At 50.8% G+C, this 24,199-nt stretch carries 21 protein-coding genes; 8 read left to right on the forward strand and 13 right to left on the reverse strand.

Annotated elements, in window-relative coordinates:
* Window positions 1–45 precede the first annotated feature (45 nt).
* From JI741_RS17215 to JI741_RS17225, 3 genes are all read right to left on the reverse strand, one after another.
* Window positions 46–1,554: a DUF6770 family protein gene (locus tag JI741_RS17215; RefSeq protein ID WP_202011767.1), complete on the reverse strand. Its 1,509-nt coding sequence runs from the start codon at window positions 1,552–1,554 to the stop codon at window positions 46–48.
* Window positions 1,555–1,601: 47 nt separating this feature from the next.
* Entirely contained in the window at window positions 1,602–3,035 is a 1,434-nt protein-coding gene (locus tag JI741_RS17220; RefSeq protein WP_202011769.1) for a M48 family metallopeptidase, read from the reverse strand.
* A gap of 340 nt (window positions 3,036–3,375) precedes the next feature.
* Entirely contained in the window at window positions 3,376–3,642 is a 267-nt protein-coding gene (locus tag JI741_RS17225) for a hypothetical protein (RefSeq protein ID WP_202011771.1), read from the reverse strand.
* 15 nt (window positions 3,643–3,657) lie between these two features.
* Here JI741_RS17225 and JI741_RS17230 point away from each other — a divergent pair, with 15 nt between their 5' ends.
* From JI741_RS17230 to JI741_RS17255, 6 genes are all read left to right on the forward strand, one after another.
* Window positions 3,658–4,026: a hypothetical protein gene (locus JI741_RS17230; protein ID WP_202011773.1), complete on the forward strand. Its 369-nt coding sequence runs from the start codon at window positions 3,658–3,660 to the stop codon at window positions 4,024–4,026.
* A 233-nt stretch (window positions 4,027–4,259) separates the two neighbouring features.
* Window positions 4,260–5,636 carry a sugar MFS transporter gene (locus tag JI741_RS17235; protein WP_202011775.1) on the forward strand — a complete coding sequence of 459 codons (1,377 nt, stop codon included), beginning with the start codon at window positions 4,260–4,262 and terminating at the stop codon, window positions 5,634–5,636.
* Window positions 5,633–6,826, forward strand: a complete 1,194-nt coding sequence (gene nagA, locus JI741_RS17240) for an N-acetylglucosamine-6-phosphate deacetylase (RefSeq protein WP_202011777.1) — start codon at window positions 5,633–5,635, stop codon at window positions 6,824–6,826. Before JI741_RS17235 ends, nagA begins: the two co-directional genes overlap by 4 nt.
* A 79-nt stretch (window positions 6,827–6,905) precedes the next feature.
* Entirely contained in the window at window positions 6,906–7,664 is a 759-nt protein-coding gene (locus tag JI741_RS17245; protein ID WP_236676122.1) for a glucosamine-6-phosphate deaminase, read from the forward strand.
* 22 nt (window positions 7,665–7,686) lie between these two features.
* Window positions 7,687–9,234: a beta-N-acetylhexosaminidase gene (locus JI741_RS17250; protein WP_202011779.1), complete on the forward strand. Its 1,548-nt coding sequence runs from the start codon at window positions 7,687–7,689 to the stop codon at window positions 9,232–9,234.
* A 1-nt stretch (window position 9,235) separates the two neighbouring features.
* Complete coding sequence (locus JI741_RS17255) at window positions 9,236–10,144, forward strand: Gfo/Idh/MocA family protein (RefSeq protein ID WP_202011781.1); 909 nt, start codon at window positions 9,236–9,238, stop codon at window positions 10,142–10,144.
* 226 nt (window positions 10,145–10,370) lie between these two features.
* On the opposite strand, the gene JI741_RS17260 is transcribed toward JI741_RS17255, so the two are convergent.
* Window positions 10,371–10,781, reverse strand: a complete 411-nt coding sequence (locus tag JI741_RS17260) for a hypothetical protein (protein WP_202011782.1) — start codon at window positions 10,779–10,781, stop codon at window positions 10,371–10,373.
* A 386-nt stretch (window positions 10,782–11,167) separates the two neighbouring features.
* On the opposite strand from JI741_RS17260, the gene JI741_RS17265 reads away from it, so the two are divergent.
* Complete coding sequence (locus tag JI741_RS17265; RefSeq protein WP_202011784.1) at window positions 11,168–11,605, forward strand: nuclear transport factor 2 family protein; 438 nt, start codon at window positions 11,168–11,170, stop codon at window positions 11,603–11,605.
* A gap of 322 nt (window positions 11,606–11,927) precedes the next feature.
* Window positions 11,928–13,316, forward strand: a complete 1,389-nt coding sequence (locus tag JI741_RS17270; protein WP_202011786.1) for a Gfo/Idh/MocA family protein — start codon at window positions 11,928–11,930, stop codon at window positions 13,314–13,316.
* A gap of 101 nt (window positions 13,317–13,417) precedes the next feature.
* Here JI741_RS17270 and JI741_RS17275 read toward each other — a convergent pair whose 3' ends face one another.
* From JI741_RS17275 to JI741_RS17315, 9 genes are all read right to left on the reverse strand, one after another.
* Window positions 13,418–14,482: a TlpA disulfide reductase family protein gene (locus JI741_RS17275; protein ID WP_236676123.1), complete on the reverse strand. Its 1,065-nt coding sequence runs from the start codon at window positions 14,480–14,482 to the stop codon at window positions 13,418–13,420.
* A 39-nt stretch (window positions 14,483–14,521) separates the two neighbouring features.
* Window positions 14,522–15,379, reverse strand: coding sequence for a S1 family peptidase (locus JI741_RS17280; RefSeq protein WP_202011788.1), 858 nt, complete (start codon window positions 15,377–15,379; stop codon window positions 14,522–14,524).
* Window positions 15,380–15,587: 208 nt separating this feature from the next.
* Window positions 15,588–16,964: an alpha-L-fucosidase gene (locus JI741_RS17285; RefSeq protein ID WP_202011791.1), complete on the reverse strand. Its 1,377-nt coding sequence runs from the start codon at window positions 16,962–16,964 to the stop codon at window positions 15,588–15,590.
* Window positions 16,965–17,073: 109 nt separating this feature from the next.
* Window positions 17,074–17,760, reverse strand: coding sequence for a basic secretory protein-like protein (locus JI741_RS17290; RefSeq protein WP_202011793.1), 687 nt, complete (start codon window positions 17,758–17,760; stop codon window positions 17,074–17,076).
* Between the two features lie 47 nt (window positions 17,761–17,807).
* Window positions 17,808–19,235, reverse strand: a complete 1,428-nt coding sequence (locus JI741_RS17295; protein WP_202011795.1) for a glycoside hydrolase family 47 protein — start codon at window positions 19,233–19,235, stop codon at window positions 17,808–17,810.
* Between the two features lie 5 nt (window positions 19,236–19,240).
* On the reverse strand, window positions 19,241–20,197 hold the full coding sequence (locus tag JI741_RS17300) for a hypothetical protein (protein WP_202011797.1): 957 nt from the start codon (window positions 20,195–20,197) through the stop codon (window positions 19,241–19,243).
* A gap of 148 nt (window positions 20,198–20,345) precedes the next feature.
* The gene (locus JI741_RS17305; protein WP_202011799.1) at window positions 20,346–21,749 is read right to left on the reverse strand and encodes a PKD-like family lipoprotein; all 1,404 of its coding nucleotides are present in this window, start codon (window positions 21,747–21,749) and stop codon (window positions 20,346–20,348) included.
* An 11-nt stretch (window positions 21,750–21,760) separates the two neighbouring features.
* Window positions 21,761–22,678, reverse strand: coding sequence for a DUF4843 domain-containing protein (locus JI741_RS17310; RefSeq protein WP_202011801.1), 918 nt, complete (start codon window positions 22,676–22,678; stop codon window positions 21,761–21,763).
* Between the two features lie 12 nt (window positions 22,679–22,690).
* Entirely contained in the window at window positions 22,691–24,190 is a 1,500-nt protein-coding gene (locus JI741_RS17315; RefSeq protein WP_202011803.1) for a RagB/SusD family nutrient uptake outer membrane protein, read from the reverse strand.
* Window positions 24,191–24,199 lie beyond the last annotated feature (9 nt).

The following is a 24,199-nucleotide window of genomic DNA, read 5'->3' on the forward strand; positions in this document are numbered from 1 at the left end:
CCCGCTCCGAATATCGGGGCGGGCCTTTATTTTTTTTTGCTACAGTTAGTAGTTTAATTTTTCCAACCTGTTGTCGATGCGTTTTTCTTTCTTAAAGTATTCGCTCACCATCACATAGCCCTCCTTGGCGGGATAAACATAATATTCTGTCGACGACCGCGTGAGGGGAAGCTTGTCGACAGCGAACACTTTTTCGGGGGTGTAGATCACGGAGCCGAGCACGTTCTTGGCTTTCTGTCCTTTCTCGCGATCGTAGTTGATGTAGTTCACGACAAACGTGTTTTTGTCTGCCGACGTTTGCAGGAATTGAAAGTCGAATGCGTTCATCGATTTGGCCACATAGGAAAGCATTTTTGCCGACGCTATGATGAAGCCTTGCGGGAACGTGAAGGCGTTCTTGTCTTTCTCGAACACGTGCAGTTTCTTGATGCTGAAGTCGGCGTCGAACTGAAACACCACGAGGTTGTAGACCAGGATACGCATACCTGTCATGGGGTTGCCGCCTCTTCTGTATTGCTCGCCAATGGCAAAGATCTGGCCATCGCTGGTGCGCACAAAATCGTGGAAGAGAATGTTGGTATCTTCAAACGTTTCTTTGTCTTTGGCGGCCACCAGTTTGTTGATGTCGGCGGTCCACGAGTTGGTCCGTTCCGATACTATTTTTCCTTTCATATCCACCACCACGGCAATGAAACCCTGGCTTTGGTTCTTGATCACGTTCTCGTTCTTGTCGAAATATTCGCCAAAGATGGTGAACTGCTGCTTGGCCTTGTCGAAGAAGACTTTGGCCAGCATCATTTTATACTTGGTCGATTCCATCGGAATGCGGAAAACGGTTTTTCCGTCGCCGATGTTTTGTACCAACAGGTCGATGTCGATGTCGCTCGAAAGCACGGACGTTCTTTTGATGATGGTAGACCCCACATACTGCTCATCCTGAAAAGCTTCCATAGCCGTTTCGAAGTCAAACTTATCGTCGGGGCCGAATGAAGTCCATGAACGTTTCATGGTGTTGTCATAAAACTCCACTTCAAAATCGCTCTTCGATTCCTCCTTGATGCCATAGTACATAAAACCTTTGTTGGGCACAGCAATCAAAAACGACTGCATCGGTTCATGTCCCTGGGCGATGTAGGCATACATCGCGTTTGCATATTTGTTCTTCAGGGTCTTGGTAACCTTATTGGTTTCCTTCAACGTGCGGTCATAACCAATGATCTCCAGCGTTCTTTCGCGCATGTCATAAAACAAAAATCCAAACGCTTCACCGTTGAACGAGGCATCCATGAGCAAATAGGAATTGGGCCGCACGATGTTAACAGAATTGATCTCGCGCAGATTTTCATCCGTTACGCTCAACATGTAGTTGTTGTTCTTGCGATCTTGTTTCTCAAGATTGTAGAACGTGTAGTATCCTTTCACCTGGCCGTTCTGCAGAATGGCGCCGGTGTTTCTCACTTTCACATCGCCCGTCACGGTTTTGCTTAGTGTTTGGGCGGTGGCCGTCTGCCACAAACATCCGATGAGGCATAACAGAAAAATTGATTTCTTCATAATTTTAAAACGTTGGATAGGTTAAGTATTGATAGGTATATGAGGGATCATTTCATCTTCGACAAATATCTGCCCTGTGGAAAGTTGGCGATGTATTCGGTTTTGATCTTGCCCGGATCGCTCTGACTCACTTCTGTTTTACTGCTGAGCCAACAGGCGTAGAGCAAATCTTCCTGCACCCCAAAGCGCTCGCGTTGCGTGCTGGAATAATAATACGACAACGAGGCCAGTTCCATCAGCCGCAGCGTGTGCACAAACGACAAATAGCGATCGTAGTTCTCTTCGAAACGGGCATCGGGCAGTGACAACACTTTGCCCAACTCATGATTTTTCTGATACCAGTAAAGCTGATAGAGTCCCTGGCCAATCATGGCGTGCACATAGGCATTTTCCGGATAACGCTCTGCCAGCGCGAGATACAAAAACAACCCGCGACCATAGTTTCCAAAATGATATCTCGACACAGCAATTTCAAACTCGCTGCGACGACGCATTGCATCGCTTTGTTCCGTCCCATAGTCGATTGCTTTTCGGTTAGCCCCTTGGGCCGTGAGCAGTTGACGCTTGATAGCCACAATGCGCCTGGTGCAGCTGGGGTGCGTGTGCAAACTGTCGGCATCCTCGTTAGCATGCCAGGTGTTCGACGGTGCATAGGTCAACCAGCGCTCTTTGAAGGGATAGGCTTTGAAGTCGAAATGTTTTCGCAGGTCCAGGTTGGTGCGGAAGGGTTCCACGTCGGCGCTGTCCAGAATTTCGAGTGTGCGCACCGGGGCTTGCAGGTCGTAGGTGGTGTTGAGATAGTAGCGCAGGGCCAGCGAGTCGGCTTCAAATTCCTTGTCGCGACCGTGGCGGGTAATGGACATGCCGAATGAGCCTACCAGTTTGGTGAGGCGTGTGTACTGCCCAAACTCGTTTTTCTCAATTTCCTTCACCTTCTTTTTTGTTTCGGGGTCGAAAAGAAACCGCGCCACTTCAGCGGCCTTGAGATCGGAATGGTGTGTGTGGTAGTGAGCCAGCTCGTGACACAGCACAAACGCCACCTGCGCCTCGGTCTCCATACGCGACAACAGGCCGAGTGTGAACGCAATGGTGCCCTCGCCATAGCTCATGGCGTTGACGGCCTCGCTGCGGTGAGCATAGACTTTTGTTTCGCGCGGCAACGCCGGGTTGGCCGCATAGATGTTATTAAGTACAGACTGCAGGTAGGGCGACAGTGTTTCGTCTGTCAGAATATAATCTTCGTTGAACTGGTCGATCACAAAGTTGGCGCGCTTGTCATACAACTCCTTGATGTAGTTGCTTACTTCTTTTGAAGGCTCGGCAACGCGAGCTTTGTCGGCCGCCAGTTTGGCCTTCAGCGTGGCAAGTGTGGCGGGCGGAATGGTGTCCTGCAACGGGGCCGGAACATAGTTTTTTTCAAATTGAGCAACGGCTACACCCCAGACCAGGCACGTGAGGAGCGTCAAACAAAAACCTTTCATCGGGGGTATGGAACAAACGTTAATAGCGGTCTAAAAATAATATTTTTTTCCTGCTCACGGAAGGATGTACTAAAATAGACACTTTCGGCGGATTGGACGCCTATTCAGCCTTATCTCCTTCTGCCTTACTTTTTGCGATTGCCTTTTCAAGGAGCGCATTCATGGATTGCAACAGCACCAAATTGTTCTTTTTACGAGCTTAGACGAGAATAGCGTTGATTTTTTATGGCCCTTGTCCAAGCGATCGTATGGCACGAATTTGCACTCCACGGCTTCAAAAAAACGACTCCCTAGAACTGAAGTTCCCAATCACTCCTGGAAGCCTGGTCGATATTCGGCTTCACAAATCCGATTTGCTCGAATCCGGCGCGACCACAAGTTTTTTCACAACCAATAACCTTTCCGTTGGCTTTTCCGTATTGGAGTGGAATGACATCAAAACAGCCTGCCCTCCGCTGCCACCATTGTAGAATTTATTCGGCAAAAACGTTTCACTGGGTAACATATTCATCACGGTAAAACCAGCTAGTGCCTCTGCGTTGTTTTTTTTATGGCTATCGCGTCCTTCCAGCGTGGCACGGATTTGTCTTTGACCCTCTCTATACATAAAACCCTCTACTACATGAAACTCTCTCTTTTACTCATTGCCGGAAGCCTTTTCGCGACCACTTCCTATGCCCAATTGGCTTCTAACGTAAAGCAAAACGAGAAATCTCCAAAAGAAAACAGCGATCGTATGGAACGCACCCATTCAGATGATATCGCGTCAGAAGATGAAGCAGAATACAGCAGCCGTACGCGCATCAAGGCCAACGAAGCTCCGGAGTCGCTGAGAAAGACGCTTCAGGGCGCGGAATATAAAGGTTGGGAAAATGCGCACCTGTTCCGTCGCGCCGGCAACGGTGGTTACATCCTGGAAATCTACACCCGCGGCGAAGTTCACTCCTATCGTTTCAACAACGCAGGCAAGATGACACGACACACACGTTAGTAGCCCATCGTCCGGAAGTGATATAAAAAAAAATATGATAGCAATGGTGTGTGTGTTTTGTGCACACACCAAACACATTGCTAACTGTTGTGATGCCGGTGTGACCGGCCATCTTCAATCGATGCCGCGTCAACATGTGTGTTTGTCGCACACATAATCCTTTGCTGATTTTGTTTTGCATTTTGTTACATTCGTCCTGAACGGTTTTCGACTTCTGCCTTCATGAACGATCAATGAACAAACCTGCAGCAACAGTACAGGCTGGCTCCATCAGCAGCCGGGATATGTATTTTTCTATCCTGATTGTGGGCGGGCTCTTCTTCATCTTCGGGTTCGTTACCTGGATCAACGCCATCCTCATCCCCTACTTCAAAATTGCCTGCGAGCTCACCAACTTTCAATCGTATCTGGTGGCGTTCGCGTTCTACATCTCCTATTTCGTGATGGCCATTCCCTCGTCGTTGCTCCTGAAGCGCACGGGGTTTAAAGCCGGCATGATGATCGGCTTTTTCACCATGGCCCTTGGCGCGTTCATCTTTGTTCCATCGGCGTTGACAAGAACCTACGAATTGTTTCTGATGGGCTTGTTCACCATCGGCATCGGCCTGGCCATTCTGCAAACGGCGGCCAATCCCTACATCACCATTCTGGGTCCGAAAGAAAGGGCAGCACAGCGTTTCAGCATCATGGGCATCTGCAACAAAGCCGCGGGCATTCTCGCACCGTTGTTGTTGGCAGCGGTCATTCTTCGCGCCACCGACAACGACATGGTGGCCCAACTGCCCGGCATGACCGCATCGCAGAAAGACGCTGCGCTCGACGAATTTATTGAACGCGTCATTCCTCCTTATGTCATTGTGGGCATCGTGCTGGTGGCACTGGGGTTTCTGGTTCGGATCTCTCCGCTGCCGGAAATCAATACCGACGAAAGCGATGACAGCGTGGAGACGAACACCAGTCGTTCACGTGTTGTCGAAATTTTCCGGTTCCCTCAACTGGTGCTGGGCGCCGTGGCAATCTTTTTTCACGTGGGTGCGCAGGTGATTGCTGTCGACACCATTGTGGGCTATGCGGGATCCATGCAGCTTTCGCTATCCGAAGCCAAGGTGTTTCCTTCGTACACACTCTTTGCCCAGATCTGCGGCTACCTGTTGGGGGTGACACTAATCCCCAAAATAATCACCCAGGTGAGGGCTCTTCAGTGCTGCACCATGCTTGGCGTAGTGTTCACCTTCTTGATTATCTACACCCATGGACACGTTCGCGTGCTGGGGCATACGACAGACATCTCGTTGTGGTTTGTTGTGCTGCTGGGCTTTGCCAATTCGATGATTTGGGCCGGACTGTGGCCGCTGGCCCTCGATGGCGTGGGGCGCTTCATAAAAACCGGTGCTGCCCTCATGATTATGGGACTGTCTGGCAATGCCATCCTTCCGCTCGTCTACGGCTACTATGCCGATCACTATGACCTGCGCACGGCCTATTGGATTTTGTTGCCTTGCTACCTCTATTTGGTATTCTATGCTACGTACGGATACCGACTGCGACGGTGGAGCATGTCACTGGCCACTACACCAACAACACCTGAAAACGCTTCGATAGATTCATGAACACCGAGAGACTGAAAATTATCAACGGCAAAATCATTACACCCTTCCGCATTTTGCAAGGCGGCACTGTGCTGGTGGCCAATGGAAAAATTGAAGCCCTTTCGCAGGGCGACATCGAAGCCGGCGATGCACAGGTCATCGACGCAAAAGGAAACTATGTGGCCCCGGGTTTCATCGACATACATGTGCACGGCGGTGGCGGGCACGACTTTATGGACAACAGCCTGACCGCCTTCCTGGAAATTGCCAAACTTCATGCACGCCACGGCACCACGGCACTCACCCCCACCACACTCACCGCCGAAAAGCGCGACCTGATCCAAACACTCGAGTTATATGATCAGGCCCATCGCGAAAATACGCAAGGCGCTCAGTTCATCGGCATGCACCTTGAAGGCCCCTATTTTGCTCTGAACCAACGCGGCGCCCAGGACCCACGTTACATCCGCGATCCCGATCCGGAAGAATACAAAGCCCTGGTGCCCCACTTTCCGTCTATCAAGCGATGGAGTGCCGCGCCGGAATTGAAAGGCGCGCTGGACTTTGGCCACTACATGCGCACACATGGCGTGTTGCCCGCCATCGCCCACACCGACGCGCTTTATGACGACGTGCTCGAAGCTTTCGAAAAAGGATACACACACGTCACCCATCTTTACTCCTGCATGAACGGCGTGGTTCGACGCAATGCGTTCCGCTATGCGGGTGTAGTAGAGAGTGCTTACCTCATGGATGAAATGACCGTGGAGATCATCGCCGATGGCATTCACGTGCCGGCGCCGCTGTTGAAGCTGGTCTACAAAATCAAAGGTCCCGACAAGGTAGCGCTCATCACCGACGCCATGCGCGCTGCAGGCATGCCTCCCGGCGAAAGCATTCTGGGAAGCCTCACCGGCGGCCTGAAGGTGATTGTGGAAGACGATGTGGCCAAACTGCCCGATCGCAGCTCCTTTGCCGGAAGCGTGGCCACGGCCGACCGATTGGTCCGCAACATGGTGACACTGGCCGATGTGCCCCTGACCGACGCCGTGCGCATGATGACCAGCACACCGGCCGCCATCATGGGCATCGAAAAAACAAAGGGCAAGCTCGAACAGGGAATGGATGCCGACATCATAATTTTTGATGCGTCCATCTCGGTAGACACGACCATTGTTGGAGGGCGGATCATATTCCGCAAAGAGGCGTAAGGAAATCATTTCCACGACAACCACTAAACATCACTACGTACACCGGACTCAATTCCGGAGCATAAAAATGTTTTTAAAAATGAACGCGACACAAATCGACAAACTCATCGTCAGAAAATATGCGACACGGTTAGCCATGGGTCAGGCAGCAGCACAAGCTGTGAGCGAACGCATTACTGATTTGCTGCAGTCGAAAGACACTATTAACATGATCTTTGCCGCAGCACCTTCGCAGAATGAATTTCTCGAGGCCCTTCGCAGCGATAACACCATTGATTGGAAACGCATCAACGCCTTTCACATGGACGAGTATGTGGGCCTGCCCGAAGATGCCCCGCAGCGATTTGCAAATTTCCTGAAACTAAAAATCTTTGACGCGATGCCGTTTCGCGCCGTTCACTACCTGAATGGCAACGCACCCGATCCGGCTGCCGAATGCACGCGTTACGAAACCCTGCTCAACAAAATGCCCGCAGACATTGTGTGCATGGGCATTGGAGAAAACACACACATCGCATTCAACGATCCACACGTGGCCGACTTCAATGACACACACCTTGTGAAGGTTGTGGACCTGGACATGGAGTGCCGTCAACAACAAGTGAACGACGCATGCTTCGCGGTGCTTGAGCAAGTTCCCACCCACGCGCTCACACTCACTGTGCCCGCCCTGGTGAGGGCTGCGTACATCTTTTGCATGGTGCCTGGAGAAAAGAAAGCAAATGCCGTGTACCACACGCTGCACGAGCACATCGGCGAACGTTATCCGTCCACCATCCTGCGCACACATGGCAACGCCACGCTCTATGTGGATGCCGACAGCGCGGCCAGAATATAATAACAACCCGAAATCAACAACCATGCGAATTTTTCCAGCGACGCTCTTCTTGCTTGTCCTTGCCTTCTGCGCTTCGGCACAGACCAACACGAAAGATTTCACCGTAAAAGGTTTTCACCTCGATCTGCGCATCCAGGTTATGTCGCCCGATGCGCTGAAGGATTTTGCGCTGCGGCTGAGCCGGAGTGGCATCAACACGCTGATCATGGAATGGGAAGGAACGTATCCTTTTGAAAAACATCCCCTCATTGCCAACCGCTATGCCTACAGCAAAGCGGAAGTCACTTCCTTTGTGAGCTATTGTAAGAGCCTTGGCCTCGACGTGATTCCGCTGCAGCAAAGTTTTGGCCATGTAGAATACATCTTGCGACACCCGCGCTACAAGGACCTGCGCGAAGATCAGAAAGACTATTCGCAGGTGTGTCCTTTGAAAACAGAACTGAACCGCGAACTCTTTAATGATCTGTTTACGGAACTTGTCTCTACACATCCTTCCAACTATTTCCACATCGGTGGCGACGAAACCTATTTGCTGGGTCACTGCGATCAATGTCGCTTGAAATCGGAGAAAGAAGGAAAGTCCAAACTCTATATTGATCACATCAAAATGCTGGCAGAGCTCGTGATCCGTCTGGGCAAACGCCCTGTGTTGTGGGCCGACATTGCGCTTAAGTATCCCGAAGCCCTGAAGTCGCTTCCACCTGAGACGTTGTTTATTGATTGGAACTATGGCTGGGAGATGAACCGGTTTGGCGATCATCAAAAATTGATGGACAGCGGCTTCGAGATTTGGGGCGCACCCTCGCTTCGCAGCCATCCCGACAACTATTTCCTGACGCAGTGGCAAAAACATTTCAGGAACATTCGCGACTTTGTTCCGGCAGCCCGACAGTTGGGCTATTCGGGCATCGTGATGACATCGTGGTCCACCTCGGGCATCTACTCACCGGTTTTTGAAACAAGCAACGACATTGTGGACCTCTATGCCATACGGCATGTGTATCCGCTCAGCGGTTTCTCCCTGTTGCTGTCCGCCTACACAGAGAGTCTGAAGTCGACGGCACCGCTGGACATTCCTGCCTTTGTTCAAAAATATGGAAACGAAACCTACGGTTTCAGTAAGGACCAATCGCTCAAATTCTGGAATGCCTTGCGGACCGCTCCCTATGAAATACAACAAGGCCAGGTGCAAGGCCCCACAACCATGTCGGTTCAAAACGTGCTGGACAGCGCCGCGCTGGCAGCCCGGTGGCTTCGCGAACTGACGCCATCAAAAAACAAAGACGAGTTCGAACACTACCGCCTCATGGCCGACATCCGCGTGCACTATCTGGACTATCAGCGCATCGAGAAACAAGTGAACAAGCCAGCGTTCACACAAAAAGATTTTCCGGATGTTCTGAAACAACTGAAAAGTTTAATCGTCCAGTCGGAGAATCTCAATCAACGTTTTGTCGCGCTCAACAAAGCTTATCTTCACCCCGGAGAAATGGATGTAGAGAATGTTTTGCGGATTGACAAGGCAAAACTTCTGTATGCCCGTTTGTCCAGACAACGCCTCTCGAAATAACATGTTAAAAATAGGAATCATCGGTCTGGGCGACATTGCCCGCAAGGCATACCTGCCCGTCATCAGCACGCGGAATGTTGAGGTTCATCTTTGCACCCGAAACGAAACACAGCTTGTCGAGACTGGTGCACGCTACCGGCTCAACCATCTCCATCGTACGGTTGACTCGCTCATTCAAAGCGGAATCGCAGGAGCATTTGTGCACACGGCCACCGATTCGCACGATGCCCTTGTGGAGCAACTGCTGATGCACAACATTCACGTTTATGTTGACAAACCCGTTAGCTATCACTATGCCGCTGCCGAACGCCTGACCGAATTGGCGCGAACAAACAACTTGCTGCTTCATGTGGGATTTAATCGCCGGTTCGCGCCCGCCTATCAATATGCACGGGAGCTTCCATCGCCCAACGTCATCACACTCCAGAAAAACCGGCGGGCACTGCCGGGCGCGATTCGCACTTTCATTTTTGACGACTTCATTCATGTGGTCGACACCCTCTTGTTTTTGTTTCCTCACCCCATCGACAAAATGATTGTGAACGGCAAAAAGAAAGACGGACTACTCTACCACGTGGTCGTGCAATTTGTCGCCACCGACGGCACCACGGCGATAGGAATCATGAACCGCGACAGCGGCACTGTGGAAGAACGCCTGGAGATTGCCAACGCCGACGAAAAACGCGTGGTCGTTAATGTCACGGATGTGACGGCTTATCGCGATCGCCAGGAGACACGCCATGTTCGCGACGACTGGGAGCCCACCTTGCACAAGCGAGGGTTCGATCAGATCGTTGATCACTTCCTGCACGCACTGGAATCAAAGCCACCTTATCCACCTGCGAACCCAGACTACCTGCTATCGCACAAAATCTGTGAACAGATCGTGGAACAACTGGAGCGATCATAGTCACAGGCAATTTCATCCTTCCATGTTGTGACGCGTCACTTGACCATTATTTACCAATGATTTTCTTCCGGTGATTTTCTTCCGGTGATTTTCGCCCTACAGAATTATCTCGTCCACCACAGCTTATGCACCCGACACAAGCGACTGATTCGAGACTATTGCAAGCGATTGACGGACTCTCATCCTTGTGGTTTGGCGTGAGAAGAATTCGTGATGATCTGCGTGGTCACGACAATACTCTATACGGTATCTCGTATTGTTTCAAAAAAGTCTCCACGTATATCCACTCGGTCTTCCAGATGTTGAAGGTATATTCATCATTGTCGTCGGCTCCTTCAATGTCGGCAGATTCTTCGCTGGTGTAGCGCTGGAGGTGCTCGAGGTTTGCACGGCGCAACCCTTTCTTCACCACGGCCACGGGCTGGTAGTAACTTTTATCATCACCCGAAACGAACCTATCCAAATCCGAAATCGACCGCACCCACTGCACCACCGTGTTCCGCTCATCTTCCGGCAATGCGGCACAGAGCTCACGCAAGGCCTTTGCTGCACGGATCAGCTTGTGTCCTGAGCGTTGCGTAGTTACCGCATCGACAAATTCTACTTTATGAACTCTTATTTCTTCTGGTGTAGGCATGTGTGGTGATTTGATGTGAACGGCGCCCGTAAAAGTACGGTAATTATCTCATCTATAAGTTTAAATTTGTCTTCAGGCAAAAAGATGACTATTACTACTGTATTTCATAGAAGTTACAGAAGTTACAGTCGACAAACGCGCCGCAGGTGCTCACAACCGCCATAGCCACGGAAAATGCATGCTTCGCGTGAGCCGTAAACAATACCACTATGCCTTTATACTATGCCCCCGATCGGAACGTTCCCCTTGTCGTAATGGCGACTATGAAAGCAACACTCCCTCTACTTATCTTTTCATTGCTATGCCGCTGTGCCTGCGCACAGAACATCGATAGCGTGACCGTCTCAAACGCCAACACGTCCCGGCTTTCACTTCAACATACTTCCATGCCTTCGCTAAACGCTGCACATGCCGCGGACAAGTGGGCGATTGTCAGCAAAGGCAATATCAGCATCAAAACACACGGCTTGTCTTTGTCGGCGCTTGAAACCGAAATCACCGATCTGGAATCGCGCGAATGTGACGCGGTGCGAAAACGAGATACGCTGATGTTGATGAGGCTCTGGTCGAGAGACTTCACGCTACAGGAAAAACAAGATGAAATTATCAACAGTAAAAATGGTCTGCCAAACTACATTTCGCTCACACGAATGATCGAGACTATTACCATTCTTGACAACAACACCGTGTCGACATCCGGATTCGAGTTGTTCAGAGAAATCAGGGCCGACCGAAAAAGCAACCCGGAAGAAACCAGAAAGTACTTCCACATCTGGACAAGAAAAAACGACCTCTGGAAACTGACAACAAAACGAGCCGGTTGACTTTGTCGAGTGCTATGACCATAGCCATGCACCACGCGCTTCATGACGATTTTTTATCACCTCTCCCCTACAACGTAAAATCAAAAAGTCAAAATCGCCAATGCCCTCAGGTTTCACTGTAACCGATGGTGGAATTTTTATGCATTCAACTGCGCTTGCAACAAGTTGCATACAATTTTTTATTAGATTTGGTTTGACCGGTGGTACATGTTGTGTTCCTGCTGTACACTCCTCCTTTTCCCTATCAACGATCATTGACAGCAATCATGTTCACGGGTCAACACAAGTGAAACGATTTGTCAGCCTTCCCAATCAAAAGTTTATGCAACAAAAAAACAAGATCGGCCGGAGAGCATTTATCACGAAGTCGGCCAAAGGCATTGTGTCAACATCGGCCTTGCTTGGTGCTTTCCCCTCCATAGTGCCTGCCTCGGTCTTTGGAAAAAACGCGCCCAGCAATCGCATCAACGTTGGAGTGATCGGCACCGGCCGCATTGCGCTCACGCACGACATGCCCGGCACCATCAAGTTTGACAACGCCCGTATCATGGCCGTGTGCGACCCCGATAGCGTCCGCGCCAACAACGCAAAGAAGTTTGTGAACGACTTCTATACCAAAAAAACCGGCAAGACCTACGACGGCGTGGCCGTCTATGAAAACTATAAAGACCTGTTGCAAAACAAAGATGTTGACGCCGTCATCATCACCACACCCGACCATTGGCACGCTCCCATCGCGGTGCACGCGGCGCGTGCGGGCAAAGACATTTACATGGAAAAGCCTGCGTCGCTCACCATTGAAGAAGGACGCATCATGAGCGACGCCGTCTATCACACGGGGCGCATTCTGCAAGTGGGAAGCCAGCAACGATCGATGCCGCAGTTTCGCTACGCCGCCGAGCTCGTGCGCAACGGCCGCATCGGACAATTAAAAACCGTTACGGTGGGTTTGCCCGGCGATCCCAGCGGCGAGGCCGAACCGGAAATGCCTATTCCCAAAAGTCTGAACTACGACCTGTGGCTGGGCACAACGCCCGAAGTATACTACACCGAGAAACGCGTGCACCCACAGGCCGACCTAAGCCGGCCCGGCTGGCTTCGCTGCGAACAATTTGGCGCCGGCATGATCACCGGCTGGGGCTCGCACCACATCGACTGCTCGCATTGGGCCATGGACACGGAACATACCGGCCCCATTGAAGTTTGGGGCAAAGCAGAATTTCCGAAGTCGGGTTTATGGGATGTGCACGGCCTCTTCAAAACAGAAGCCCTCTATGCCAACGGCGTGAAAATGATTGTGGGCAATGAATTTGAAAACGGCATCCGCTTCGAAGGCACCGAAGGATGGATCTTCGTGACGCGCGGCGACTATGCCGTTACCTCCAGCGACCCAGTGGCAAAGAAACCCAGCAAGGCACTAACGGCCAGCGATCCAAAGATCATTACATCGGCAATCGGCCCCACAGAGATTCATTTGTACGAAAGCAGCGACCACCACGGCAATTGGCTTGACAGCATTAAGTCGCGCAAGCAACCCATCGCTCCTGTGGAAGTAGGCCACCGCTCGTGTTCCACCTGCCTGATTCATCATGTGGTGATGAAGCTGGGAAGAAAAGCATATTGGGATCCGGCCAAAGAGCGCTTCAAGAATGACGATGAAGCAAATGCCATGCTGTCGCGGCCGCAGCGGCATCCGTATTTGATTGGGTAGTCCGCCAGGCAATTCCCGGCTAACATAAGGGGAACAGATCTGTGACATACAGATCCGTTCCTTTATCCAGACAACGTTCTATACTAAACCGCCCTTTGTGGCTAATGAAAAATTTCTTCCAGCTTTTTGGCAAGCTCTTCGCCGCGCAAGTTGCGTGCTATGATTTTTCCCTGGGGATCGATTAAGAAGTTGGCGGGAATGGCACGCACGCCATACTGCACTGCGGCTTCGTTGTTCCATCCTTTCAGATCAGAAACGTGTGCCCAGGGCAGGCCGTCTTTTTCGATGGCTTTTTTCCACTTGGTGGCGTTGTCGTCCAATGAAACACCCAGCACCTGGAAGCCTTTGTCTTTATAGAGCTCATACTCCTTTTTCAGGTTGGGGTTCTCCTGGCGACAAGGTCCACACCAGCTGGCCCAGAATTCCAGCAACACATAGTTGCCCTTGTAAGACGAAAGGCTCACCGTTTTTCCGTCGAGGTCGGTTTGTTTAAAGTCGATGAAGCCGTTCCCAACTTTGGTTTTCTTCAGGTTCTCTATGCGTGCCACAATCTCCGCTGCTTTCTCTGTCTTCTTCAGGTTTGCATCCAGGCCGTTGTAGATGTTGGTTGCTTCATCAAGATTGTCTTCGCCCACCCAATTCAACAGCTCGTTGAGGCTTGCATAGCTTTTGGGATGGGTGAGCACAAATTGTTTGCGCAGATCTTTTTCGCTGTTGTAAAGACTGTCGGCTTCTTTCTTAGCTTTTTCGCTTTGTGTGTAGAGGGCCGTCACCTTGTTGCGCAGCACCTGCACACCGTCTTCCAGCACTGTGAAATCATTCTGTGCCGGAGAGCCGGAAACTTTCAGGTTTGTTAAGGCATCGGAAGTGCCTTCCACTTTCATCGGCAGGTTTTCGATGTAGAACACTTTCTGAAACCGGGCTTCGGGCGAATAGATAATGCCCATGGTAGGTTCAGCACCAACTTTGCCCTTGAACGAAAACGTTCCGTTCTTCACCAGGCATGAGTCAAAACTTTCCACACCCTTCACCTGGTAGCGCATGTACATGTATTTTACGCTGAGGCCTTTTATGGAACCGGCCAGCGTGAAGCCTTTTTGTGCATAGAGCGACGATGTCGCCAAGGTCAGCACAACCAGGCAGGTGATTTTGATAATTTTATGCATAGTGTATTTCAAGGGTTAGTGATTCAGTATATGTGATTGTTAACGAACGATCAGCGCGCGTATGCGCGTGGTGGGAATGGCTTCTTTTGAAACCATTTGCACATTCTGATCGGAGTGATAGAGCGCACGCGATGCCGACACCACGCCAATCACTTCGCCATGATTGTTGATGACGGGGCCACCGCTGGAGCCCTGGGCAAAGTCGGCCGTAACGCTCATCTTCTCGCCGCCGTCGCGCGCATACAATCGCGAAACGTTTCCTTTAGTGAACGAGTAATACATGGAGTGCGGGTGCGAGATGATGCTCGCCTCTTCTCCCACCACCGGCTCGGCCAGGGGCATGGGCACAAACTTTTTGCCACCGCCGTCAATTCTAAAGATGGCGATATCGTCTTTCAGGCTGGCGGCCAATACTTCTACTATGGGATACACATTTCCATCGGCGTCCATCACCACGTGGGCCAGGTCGGTGTCGTGGTTGCTTTGGTTGGACCGGAAGATGTGATAGCTCGTCACAGCAATGCCTTCTTCAGCAATAATAAATCCGGAGGCAGACCGCGCATGGTCGTTGGGGCAATTGGGACATTTGTATAGCGTGCCCACAATCAACACACTTTTACGACAGCGGTCATAAACGTTGACATAGTTTTCTCGTGTGCGTTGCGGCTTCAAGTCAACCCGGCAGGAGATGCGCTGCAGTTGTTCTTCCAACACATTCAACTTTGGCACCTTTTGATTGTCCATGAGCTTGCGGGCACCGGATTCGAGCTGCTGGTATACTTTCTCGTCTTCAATGGTGCCCTGGCTAAACGCATAGGTGGTGGTCTGTGCACAGGCAGGTTCCATCAGCATAAACAACGTCAGTGCTACAGCGCACGTTCCTAAAACTTTCATCATAACTTTTATACTTGCAAAAAATGACACATACTTCATCGGAGGCGATAGAGCTTAAAAAAACAAGGTCCGGAGTCACACTACTATTTAACCTAAATAAACTCGTATGGGACTTTACTCTACTTATCAACATCCGGCCTTGTTTTTAAATATGTATACTAAGCGGGGTCTATCCCTAAACAACCGACTAACTTTATTATCGCTCTTCCGGCTAACGTCTTTCATCGTAAAGCCCCACTTCCGCCAACGCTGGCGCACCGTTAAATTCGTCGATCGTGATGCGTAGTCGTTCGCCCCACACACGATCAAAGCGATGCACGTTAAATTTTCCTTTGCTCTCTGCGGCCAGCAGAAGTTTCCAGGTTCCGTTGCTGTAGTATTCGATACGATACGTTTTCACGTGGGCATCGCTCTCCATCACGGTGACGGTGTTGAACGGTTTTTCGCCCTGCAGATTCACTTCCCACCACGGTTTTTTCACGGTAGGGTTCGAGATCCACGCCGTGGAAAAATCGTCGTCGTTGGCAAAATCCATAATCCACATGTCGTCGCTCCAGCTGCTTCGGGTGGGTTGATGTTTGGCTATGTTGGATGAGATGATGGGGTGCGCTGTTGTGGGAAGTTTCGCCGTGGTGGTTGCGGGCTTCCAGCGTTTGCCAATTTCCTTTAGCGCCGCCACGGCATTGTCGTCTATCAACCCGTCGCGGTTCGGGGCAACGTTCAGGATAAAATTGCAATGAGTCATGTTGAAGGGAATAATATTTTCGTCCACCAGCTTCGCCGCGTCCTTCACCGGCTCGTGCGGGAACCGCGTCTTCCAAAACCAGCTGCTGTTGATGGGCAAACACGACAAGGCCGGGAGGCGATTGGTTTCGCGGGCGATGTGCTGACCCGCGCCCTGTTCGTATGATTTTATGTCGGTATAGAACAGCGCCTCTGCGGGATACTTCGCCGCATTCAGATCCATGACCAGGCAGTTGGGCTGGAGCGATTTGATGAGACCATAGATTTCTTCGAACGGAATGTCATCGTAAGAGATGCGCGACCAGGGTGCGTCCCACCCGTCTATTATCAGGGCGCTGATGTCGCCATAGTTTGTGAGCAGCTCCGTCAGTTGTTCCTTCACCAGCGTGATATGGTTTGGGGTGATCTGGTGTGGGCGCAGGTTGTGGTGCGTGTCGAGTATGGAGTAGTAGAGCATCACTTTCAGACCGTTGGCACGGAAAGCGTTCACATATTCGCGCACAATGTCTTTCTTCACGGGGCTGTTCATCACCGAGTAGTTGGTGGTCTTGGTGTCCCAGATGGCAAAGCCACTGTGATGTTTTGTGGTGAGACAACCGTATTGCATGTTGGCTGCCTTTGCTGTTTTGGCCCACTGGTCGCAACTGAGCTTCGTTGGATTGAAGATTGCCGGCGATGCTTCGGGATCGGCCCAATCCTGATCGAGGTAGGTGGGGATATTAAAGTGAATGAACATTCCAAAGCGAAGGTCCACAAATTCCTGTTGCAACTGACTCAGCGCTCTGGGCTCCTGCCGCTGCGCCTGTGCACCAATCGCTAAAACGAACAATATCAGGGCAGACATTCCCTTCCTGATGGACTGTGGTATACGGACGCTTACTGAGGTTTTAGTAGAATATTTCATGATTACTTTTTTCGTAGGTGACAATGTGTGTTCCGCTGTCACGGCATCATCAATTTTTATGGACACTAAACACGGGATTGCTGGTTTCGTATTCCAGCCACAGGTCGTCGACGGTCCGGTTGGTTTCGTCGCGCCATGTTTTCTCCGAATACGTGCCCGCGCGCATGGCCGCGTCGATAGCTTTCACAATGCCAGGCCGTATATTTTGTTCCAGCCAAACAAAGAAGCGCGCGGTGACGCGGTAGCCGTGACTGTAGTGCTGCCCCGCCTTGAACGGCGGCAACGACCAACCAGCCCCGGCGTTGTCGACACCAAACGTGTAGCGCACATAGTCGGCAATGCCCTCGGTGATCCACAGCGGTTCATACTTCGGATAATCCTGAATGACGTGCATGATCTCGTGCGTAACAATATCAATGTCGCTGGCATAGTGGTGAAGCCATTGAGCCCCATAGTGCGTAACGCAGCCATAAGCTTCGCCCACGCCGTGGTAGGCCGTGTCTACCTGAAACACCACGGCACGGCAAGCGTTAACATTATACTCCTTGGCCAATACGGGATACAACTCAAAAAACGTTTTTATCATGCGGGCACGCAACCGGCCATCCAAGGTCGAGTCGTTGCTGATGAAGGTGAGCGAAAAGCCTTTGCGTTCCAGCACCTCATCGCCTTGCGCGGCCACGAACAAGGGGCACAACGTGAGCAACAGATAACCAAGCCAAACAACTTTATTCATAACACTTTTTGCAAACGGGTTTAGAAATTTGAGCACACACTTGATTGTCAATTCTTCAATAAAATCTCATCCACAACCTTCTGATCCAGCAAGCTCTTGCGAAACGTGTGGGCTTCGGTGTTAAACACGTGGTCTTCAAAGTTGAAGGTGCCCGCGTCTTCCGAGAACAGCAGGTAGAAATATTTCATAGTCTCCGCAAAAAAGAACGTAGCCAGTGCGTCGCCCTGTTGTTTGGTGACCACATTGTCTACTTTGGTATAGGCCACATCGGTACGGCAATATTTTTCGATGTCGTCGAAATATTTTTCGGCCATGCGTTTATACTTTTCATTTTTGGTAAAATGATAGAGGTAGTAGGCCGATTCAACAATTTCCGGATTGAGGTCGTAGGTATGGCTTTCAATGATTGCGGTCTTGTAGTTATAGGCCATCGGTTCCAGTCCATATTTGTTCCAGAGCCAGTCCCAGGTGGTTTGAAATTTCTCGGCTTCAGGCAGATATCCTCCCACGGCCAGCGTGGCGGGATAGAAAGCATCGTATAGTGTCACATTGCCTCCTGCACGTGCGCCGGTGTGCATGTCTACGGGGCCATACCACACCAGTCCGTCTTTTTCTTCGGGCATGTTTTTCTGAACGGCTGCGGCGGTCACATCCCACATGGCTTTCATGTCCGGGTCCTTAAACAGCAGCCAGGTCTTGATCATGTATTCATAATACGAATCCGATCCGGCGCTGATGCTGCTTTTGCCGCTGAGCCAGTCGCCACTGTTGATGTGAATGAAGTCGCCAATGAGGTCGCGCTCCGAGCGCCGGTCGAACATCGCCTGCATGGCCTGTTTTGCTTTCTTGTAATAGATGGGGTCGCGGGTGTAGTAGCTGAGCAGTCCAAACTCCAGCGTATACGTTCCAGCCCCTGCCGGCCCTGCACCGTCGCCACTCACGGCACCGGTGTGAAGATTTACGGAAGCATAGGGAATGCCCGTGGTGGAATTGAAGGCGGGCAACAACCGGTCGCCAAAATCTTTTGCCTTCGCCAGTATTTTTGGATTGGTTGTGTATTGATACATGGACAAAAGCCCGCCCAGCACCCGGATGTTTGTTTCAAACACCGACACCGAAATATCCTTGTTGAAGTTTAATGTCTCCACATACAATTCCACCTCTTTCGCTTCCTCGTCCAGCCCCATCACCCGCAGCGTGCTGTAGGCATCGATGGGCGAAATAGCCAGGGGCACATCATACCAGTTGCTTCCTGTTTTTGTTAATGGATTAAACTCATCCATACCCCAGGCATATCGCTTATATCCTTCCCACGCCCGCAGCGTTTCGCTTTTCACGCGGGCCGCGCGATCATCTGTTGTTACATCTACATTTGTTTCCTCGCTGCAAGCAAACGCCACGGAGCATAACAACACGCCCGATGCACACCATTTCATTAGCAGCGTGTTCCGAAGACCGGCCAAGGTTCGTGTCATCGTTGCTAGTAGTTAACGTTTGGAAAGTCTTCTTGCGCCTGCATGAATTGCGCCTCATAGTCGTCTGACCAGCCAAAGGCAAGTGTGGCTTGTTCCTTCAGGTTCACACCGGCCGCGCCACTCCAGAAATGAATGAACTCTCCCATGTTCATGCCCCGGTCATAGAGGCTGTAGGTTCCCGTGTCATCTTTGTGTGTGGGGAAATTCTTTGACAGCAACACAAAAAACTCGTTGAGCACTTTGCTCCCGCCATACTTGCTGTAGATGGGATAGAACCAGTCGCGAAACCAATGCGTGCCCGGCCGTGGATACACATCGCTGGTGGCCATGCAGATGTCGTAGGTGAGTTTGGCTTCTGTGTTCATGCCAATGCCTTTGTATACATCGTAGGTATAAATCTCGCACCACTTGCTGTCGCCCCATATGCCAAACGCGGGAGATTCGCGAATACCTTTCGATCCGCCTTCCACAATGTGACCCACCTCGTGTATGGGAATGCCGTAGCTGTCATATTCATCTTTCCACGACGTGTTGCCGTCGCGTCCCGACCCATTGTCTATCGCGTTTCGGTTTCCGTGGCTGGCATCCAGGTAGGATGCCGGATGACCACCCGAATATTTGTTGGCGTGCATGATGCAGTAAAGCCGGTTCTCTTTTCCAAAATCGCCGTACACCGACTTCGTATAGCGCCAAACCTTGGGCAACAGCGCATCCATCCATTTCTGTGAGAAGTCCATGTCTTCATCAAAATAGATGGCCACATCGTCGTCGTAGTAGACCCGTTGCAGCAGCATGTCGTGTTTGTCTTTGCCCGTGCCCCAATCTTCCTGCCACGTCTTCGACGGTGCACCCGGCGGGTCAATTTCTTCTTCAATTATTTCAGCATCCTTTCCGCCACATCCGCTCAGCATCGACAAGCAGAGCAGAAAAAAACTATACATGACCGACTTCATTGCTTTCATATTTATGTTTTTGATTTCGTTAAAACCGTATATAAACGCTGTTTATGTTTTTCAGACAATGCATTCCCGGCAACAGCTTTCGCCATTGAAAAAATGCATCAGAACAAAAGGTAAATCACCCTGTCGCAGGCGACAGGGTGCATGTGTTTTATCTGCGGATGACGATGTCGATCGGGTTGCCAGGAATGTTCCCGACTTTTTTCAACAGGTCGCCATATTTGCCGGCGCTCACGTCCATGTAGTAGAGCGCACCTTCCACACCTGCCACCAGCAAATCATTGTCAATCAGCTTGAGCATGGTGATGTTTTTGCCTCCGAAATCCTGTTCAATGCGCTGCAGATCTTGGTTCAGCGGATTGTAGCGATAAATGTTGCTACCCGACGTGAAGTAGATGATCTCCAGGAAAGAGCCTTGCCATTTGGTGTTGGCGTCCACCAGGTTCGAGCCCGAAAACACACGATACGATTTCGGGAAGATCATGCCGGGCACATGCATGAACTTTGCTTCCTGAAGCGTGCCATCGGTGTTGCGGAAGAACGCATAGGTCGACTCGCCCGTCAGCATTTGCATATACACCAGCTCCTTGCCGATGGCCTTGGGGTTGAAGTCAACGCCTTCATCGCTCATCACCTCGTATTGCGCACCGGCATAATCACCGACCGCACCAAACTGCACAAACTGTTGCCGGTTAACGTCGAAGCCCAGATAATGCGAACCGGCATAGATGAAGTTGTCGGATATCTTATAGTCTCCGGGCATGGCATCGCCAAATTTTCCAAACACCGGGCTGAACGGCGCCGTTGTGTAAGCACCGATATAGAGTTTCCCGTTGATGACGCCGGTGGGCACATTGGCACCGTGACGCACCAGCGATCCCATTTGAATCTGTTTGGGTTCGGTGAAGAAATTTTCGGCGAGGTATCGCTTCCGGAACAAGGTGCTCAAACTCAACATCACGCCGGGTTTGTCGGGCTCGCCGCACAACACAAAATAATTATTATACCAATCCTGCGAAGGCACAGCTTCAATGCTAAACAACTGCAGCGGTTTGTGTGGCAACGGCTCGCCATGCAACGCTTCATAGATGTTGGCCTGAACGGTTTCGTCTGGTTTCACAAAGGCCAGTTGCGCCACACCGCCCACGTCGCTCAGCACCAGTGTGCCCTTCGTGAATTCGGAACGCACTTCGATCTTAAACGGAAAGAAATATTTCATTCCGTTTGACTTATCGGTCACAATAAACTTGGCGCTGTAGGTCGACTCTTTCAGGTGACAGACAATATTGAGATTCTTTCCGTCGTAGAACTCCTCGCGAAGGTCAACAGGATTTGAGATGTCCCACTTGTATTCCATCTGGTCGGTGGCCGACAGCGAATGTTTCACCGTGGGACGGATGATGAGACTGTCGCCGACAAAGGCTACGATCTTCACCTGCATGCCGGTGACGATGGGCTCTTCTACTTCGTTATAGGTATAGTTCCCCAGATCGTTGTAGCACGAGGTCAATGCCATGAGACCGAAGAACAGCAGAGATGCAAAACTTTTTTTCATGATTGACTGCATTAGTGGTTGATGGTTATGGGCTTGCCCTTTTCGTCGATAAAGTAATATTCACCATCCTCCTGGCTCTTTTTCAGCAAATACTTCTTTGCCGGATTGGCTTCGGTGTGAAGAAAGAAGGTGTCGTCTCCATTATCCGTGAGCACATACCCTTTGTCATTTTCAGCCACCCAGTCGAAGGGAAAGACCAGCAACGCCTTTAGCTTCTCGATCAGGTAAAGATTATAGGGTATCTGGTATTGATTCTCACCATCATAGTTGGCCACCAAGTCGATGTTGCCTACGGCGATGATATAGAGGGCGTGCTTGGTGCGAGAGTAGCTTGCCAGTTCGCCTTGCCAGAGTGTCCACCACAACGGTTTTTCGAGTCGGTTGGAGAACATGATCGCCGTCTCGGATTTTCGCGCAACGTCCACACTAAAATCTTCGGTGGATGCGAGTTTAAGGTTGATGAACAGGCTTTGTGAATCAAGCTTTGCATCGGTGTTATAGAGGATGACGGGAACCCACGTCTGACCTGAGTCGGCCGGCAGGGTATACGATTCCAGCAACGGCTGATAGTGCACCGAAGATTCGGCCGTCGTCTTTTTAGACGTAACAACGACTTTAAACTTCCGGTCGTGATGAACGCGTGTGCCCGAGAGCGAAACCGGCACATACACGGTGTCGGTGGTCTTCTCCGGCGTGAGAGCAAACGTGTAAGACAAAACACTGTCGCGCTTGTCGAGCTTTTTGTCCTTGATTTCCTCTTCCGACAGTCCCACTTCCTTGCTGGAGCCAAAGTATACATTATCCGCGCTGGAATACTTCAGCGGTTCGTCCGCATTGCAGGCAAACAGCAGGGTCATGAGCAGCATGCATCCTGCACGCCATCCGTTCGACAGCGTCATGCGGGTATTTATAGTGTTATGTAAAATCATGTGTTGATGTTTTTAGTTGCCTGAAAACTGAATCTCATCGTCTGGCAGTGGCAATACAAAAATCTGACTGGAAGGGCCATAGGTTTCCGTGCCACTTTGGTTGATTACCGGTCTGTTCAGTCGCTTGTAGAAATAGAACAGTTGCCCTTCTGCAAACAATTCTTTCCGGTATTCCTTCGACAGTTTGGTGTAGAAGAATTCCGGGTCATACTCGCCGTGAATTTCATAGAGTCCACCAATACCGCGGTTCAGTCGCACCTCGTTAAAATAGCGCCACGCTCTTTCGCTGTCGGAGTTGAACACGCATTCGGCAGCGATGTAATACATCTCGCTGAGGCGTATGGCCGGTGCCATAATGGTATGCATATTTCCGTCGTTGCTGCGTTTGTATTTCTCCAGCGACACCGTAGTGCCCTGGCTGGCGAATTTAAACCACTGTTTGTAGCGCAGATCTTCCGCACCTTCTGCGGCCACTTCATAGATGAAGTCGCATGAGTTTTGTTTCAGTGTGAGGCCAATGCTTCCCCGCTGAAATCGATCCGACAGGGCGCCGGTGTAATTGGGAATCTCCCATCCAAAAATCAGTTCCTTATACAGGATGCGGTCTTTCTTGGCTTCGTCTACTGCGGCGAAGTCGTTGGGTTCGGTCCACGGAAATTTCTTCGAAGCAATAACCGTCTCGGCGTTGGTCAATGCATTTTCTTTGTCGCCCTTATACAGGTAGGCACGTGCTAATGCACCGCACACACCATAAAAATTAAGGCGATGACGTCTGTTTCGTAAAAACAGGGCGCCGGCTTCTTCGTTCGAGCCATCGTCGGGAAGTGTGTTGCCATCGTCGCCATCGAAGGTATAGCCCACCACATAGGCGCCGTTCAGAATGGGATCGGAACTGCGCAACAAGTCTTTGGCGTTGTTCAGGTCGGCGAGGATGCTGTCGAGCGCCGCAGCCACGGTAACTTTCTGAACAACCTTATTGCTGTAGCGGGTCACATAGGGAATACTTTCAGCTGTGGGCCCCACGGCATACGACGGTGCAAACATTCTCAGCAGATCGAGGTGCAGATAGCCGCGCAACGCCAGGGCCTCACCTTTCACGATCAGATAATTGTCGCCTGTGAAAATATTCTCACGGGCATCGATGTTCTCCAGAATCAGGTTGCAGTTGCCAATGGCACCGTAGAGTCCGATCCATGCGGCATCTCTCCGTTTCACAAAATCCTTGTCTTTGTAATTGTACTGCGCGGTCTGCTCATAAGGGAATAGCGTGTTGGTCACGTCTACCACGTCGTAGTTTTGAGCCATCACATCCAGGAAACCAAAGGTCAGTTCGTTGCCGTAGAGTTCGGGTTTGATGCAGCGCGAATACACGCCGTTCAACGCCTCCAGGAAACCTTCTTCGGTCTGGAACAAACTTTCCCTGTCCACTTCAGACTGTGGCTTGATGTCGAGGTAATCACCACAGGAAGCGAGTGCCACCAGAGCAAAAATCCATATTGCATACTTTCTCATGATCATCTG

This window comes from Chryseolinea lacunae (genome assembly GCF_016735595.1).
GTDB classification, from domain to species: Bacteria; Bacteroidota; Bacteroidia; order Cytophagales; family Cyclobacteriaceae; genus Chryseolinea; species Chryseolinea lacunae.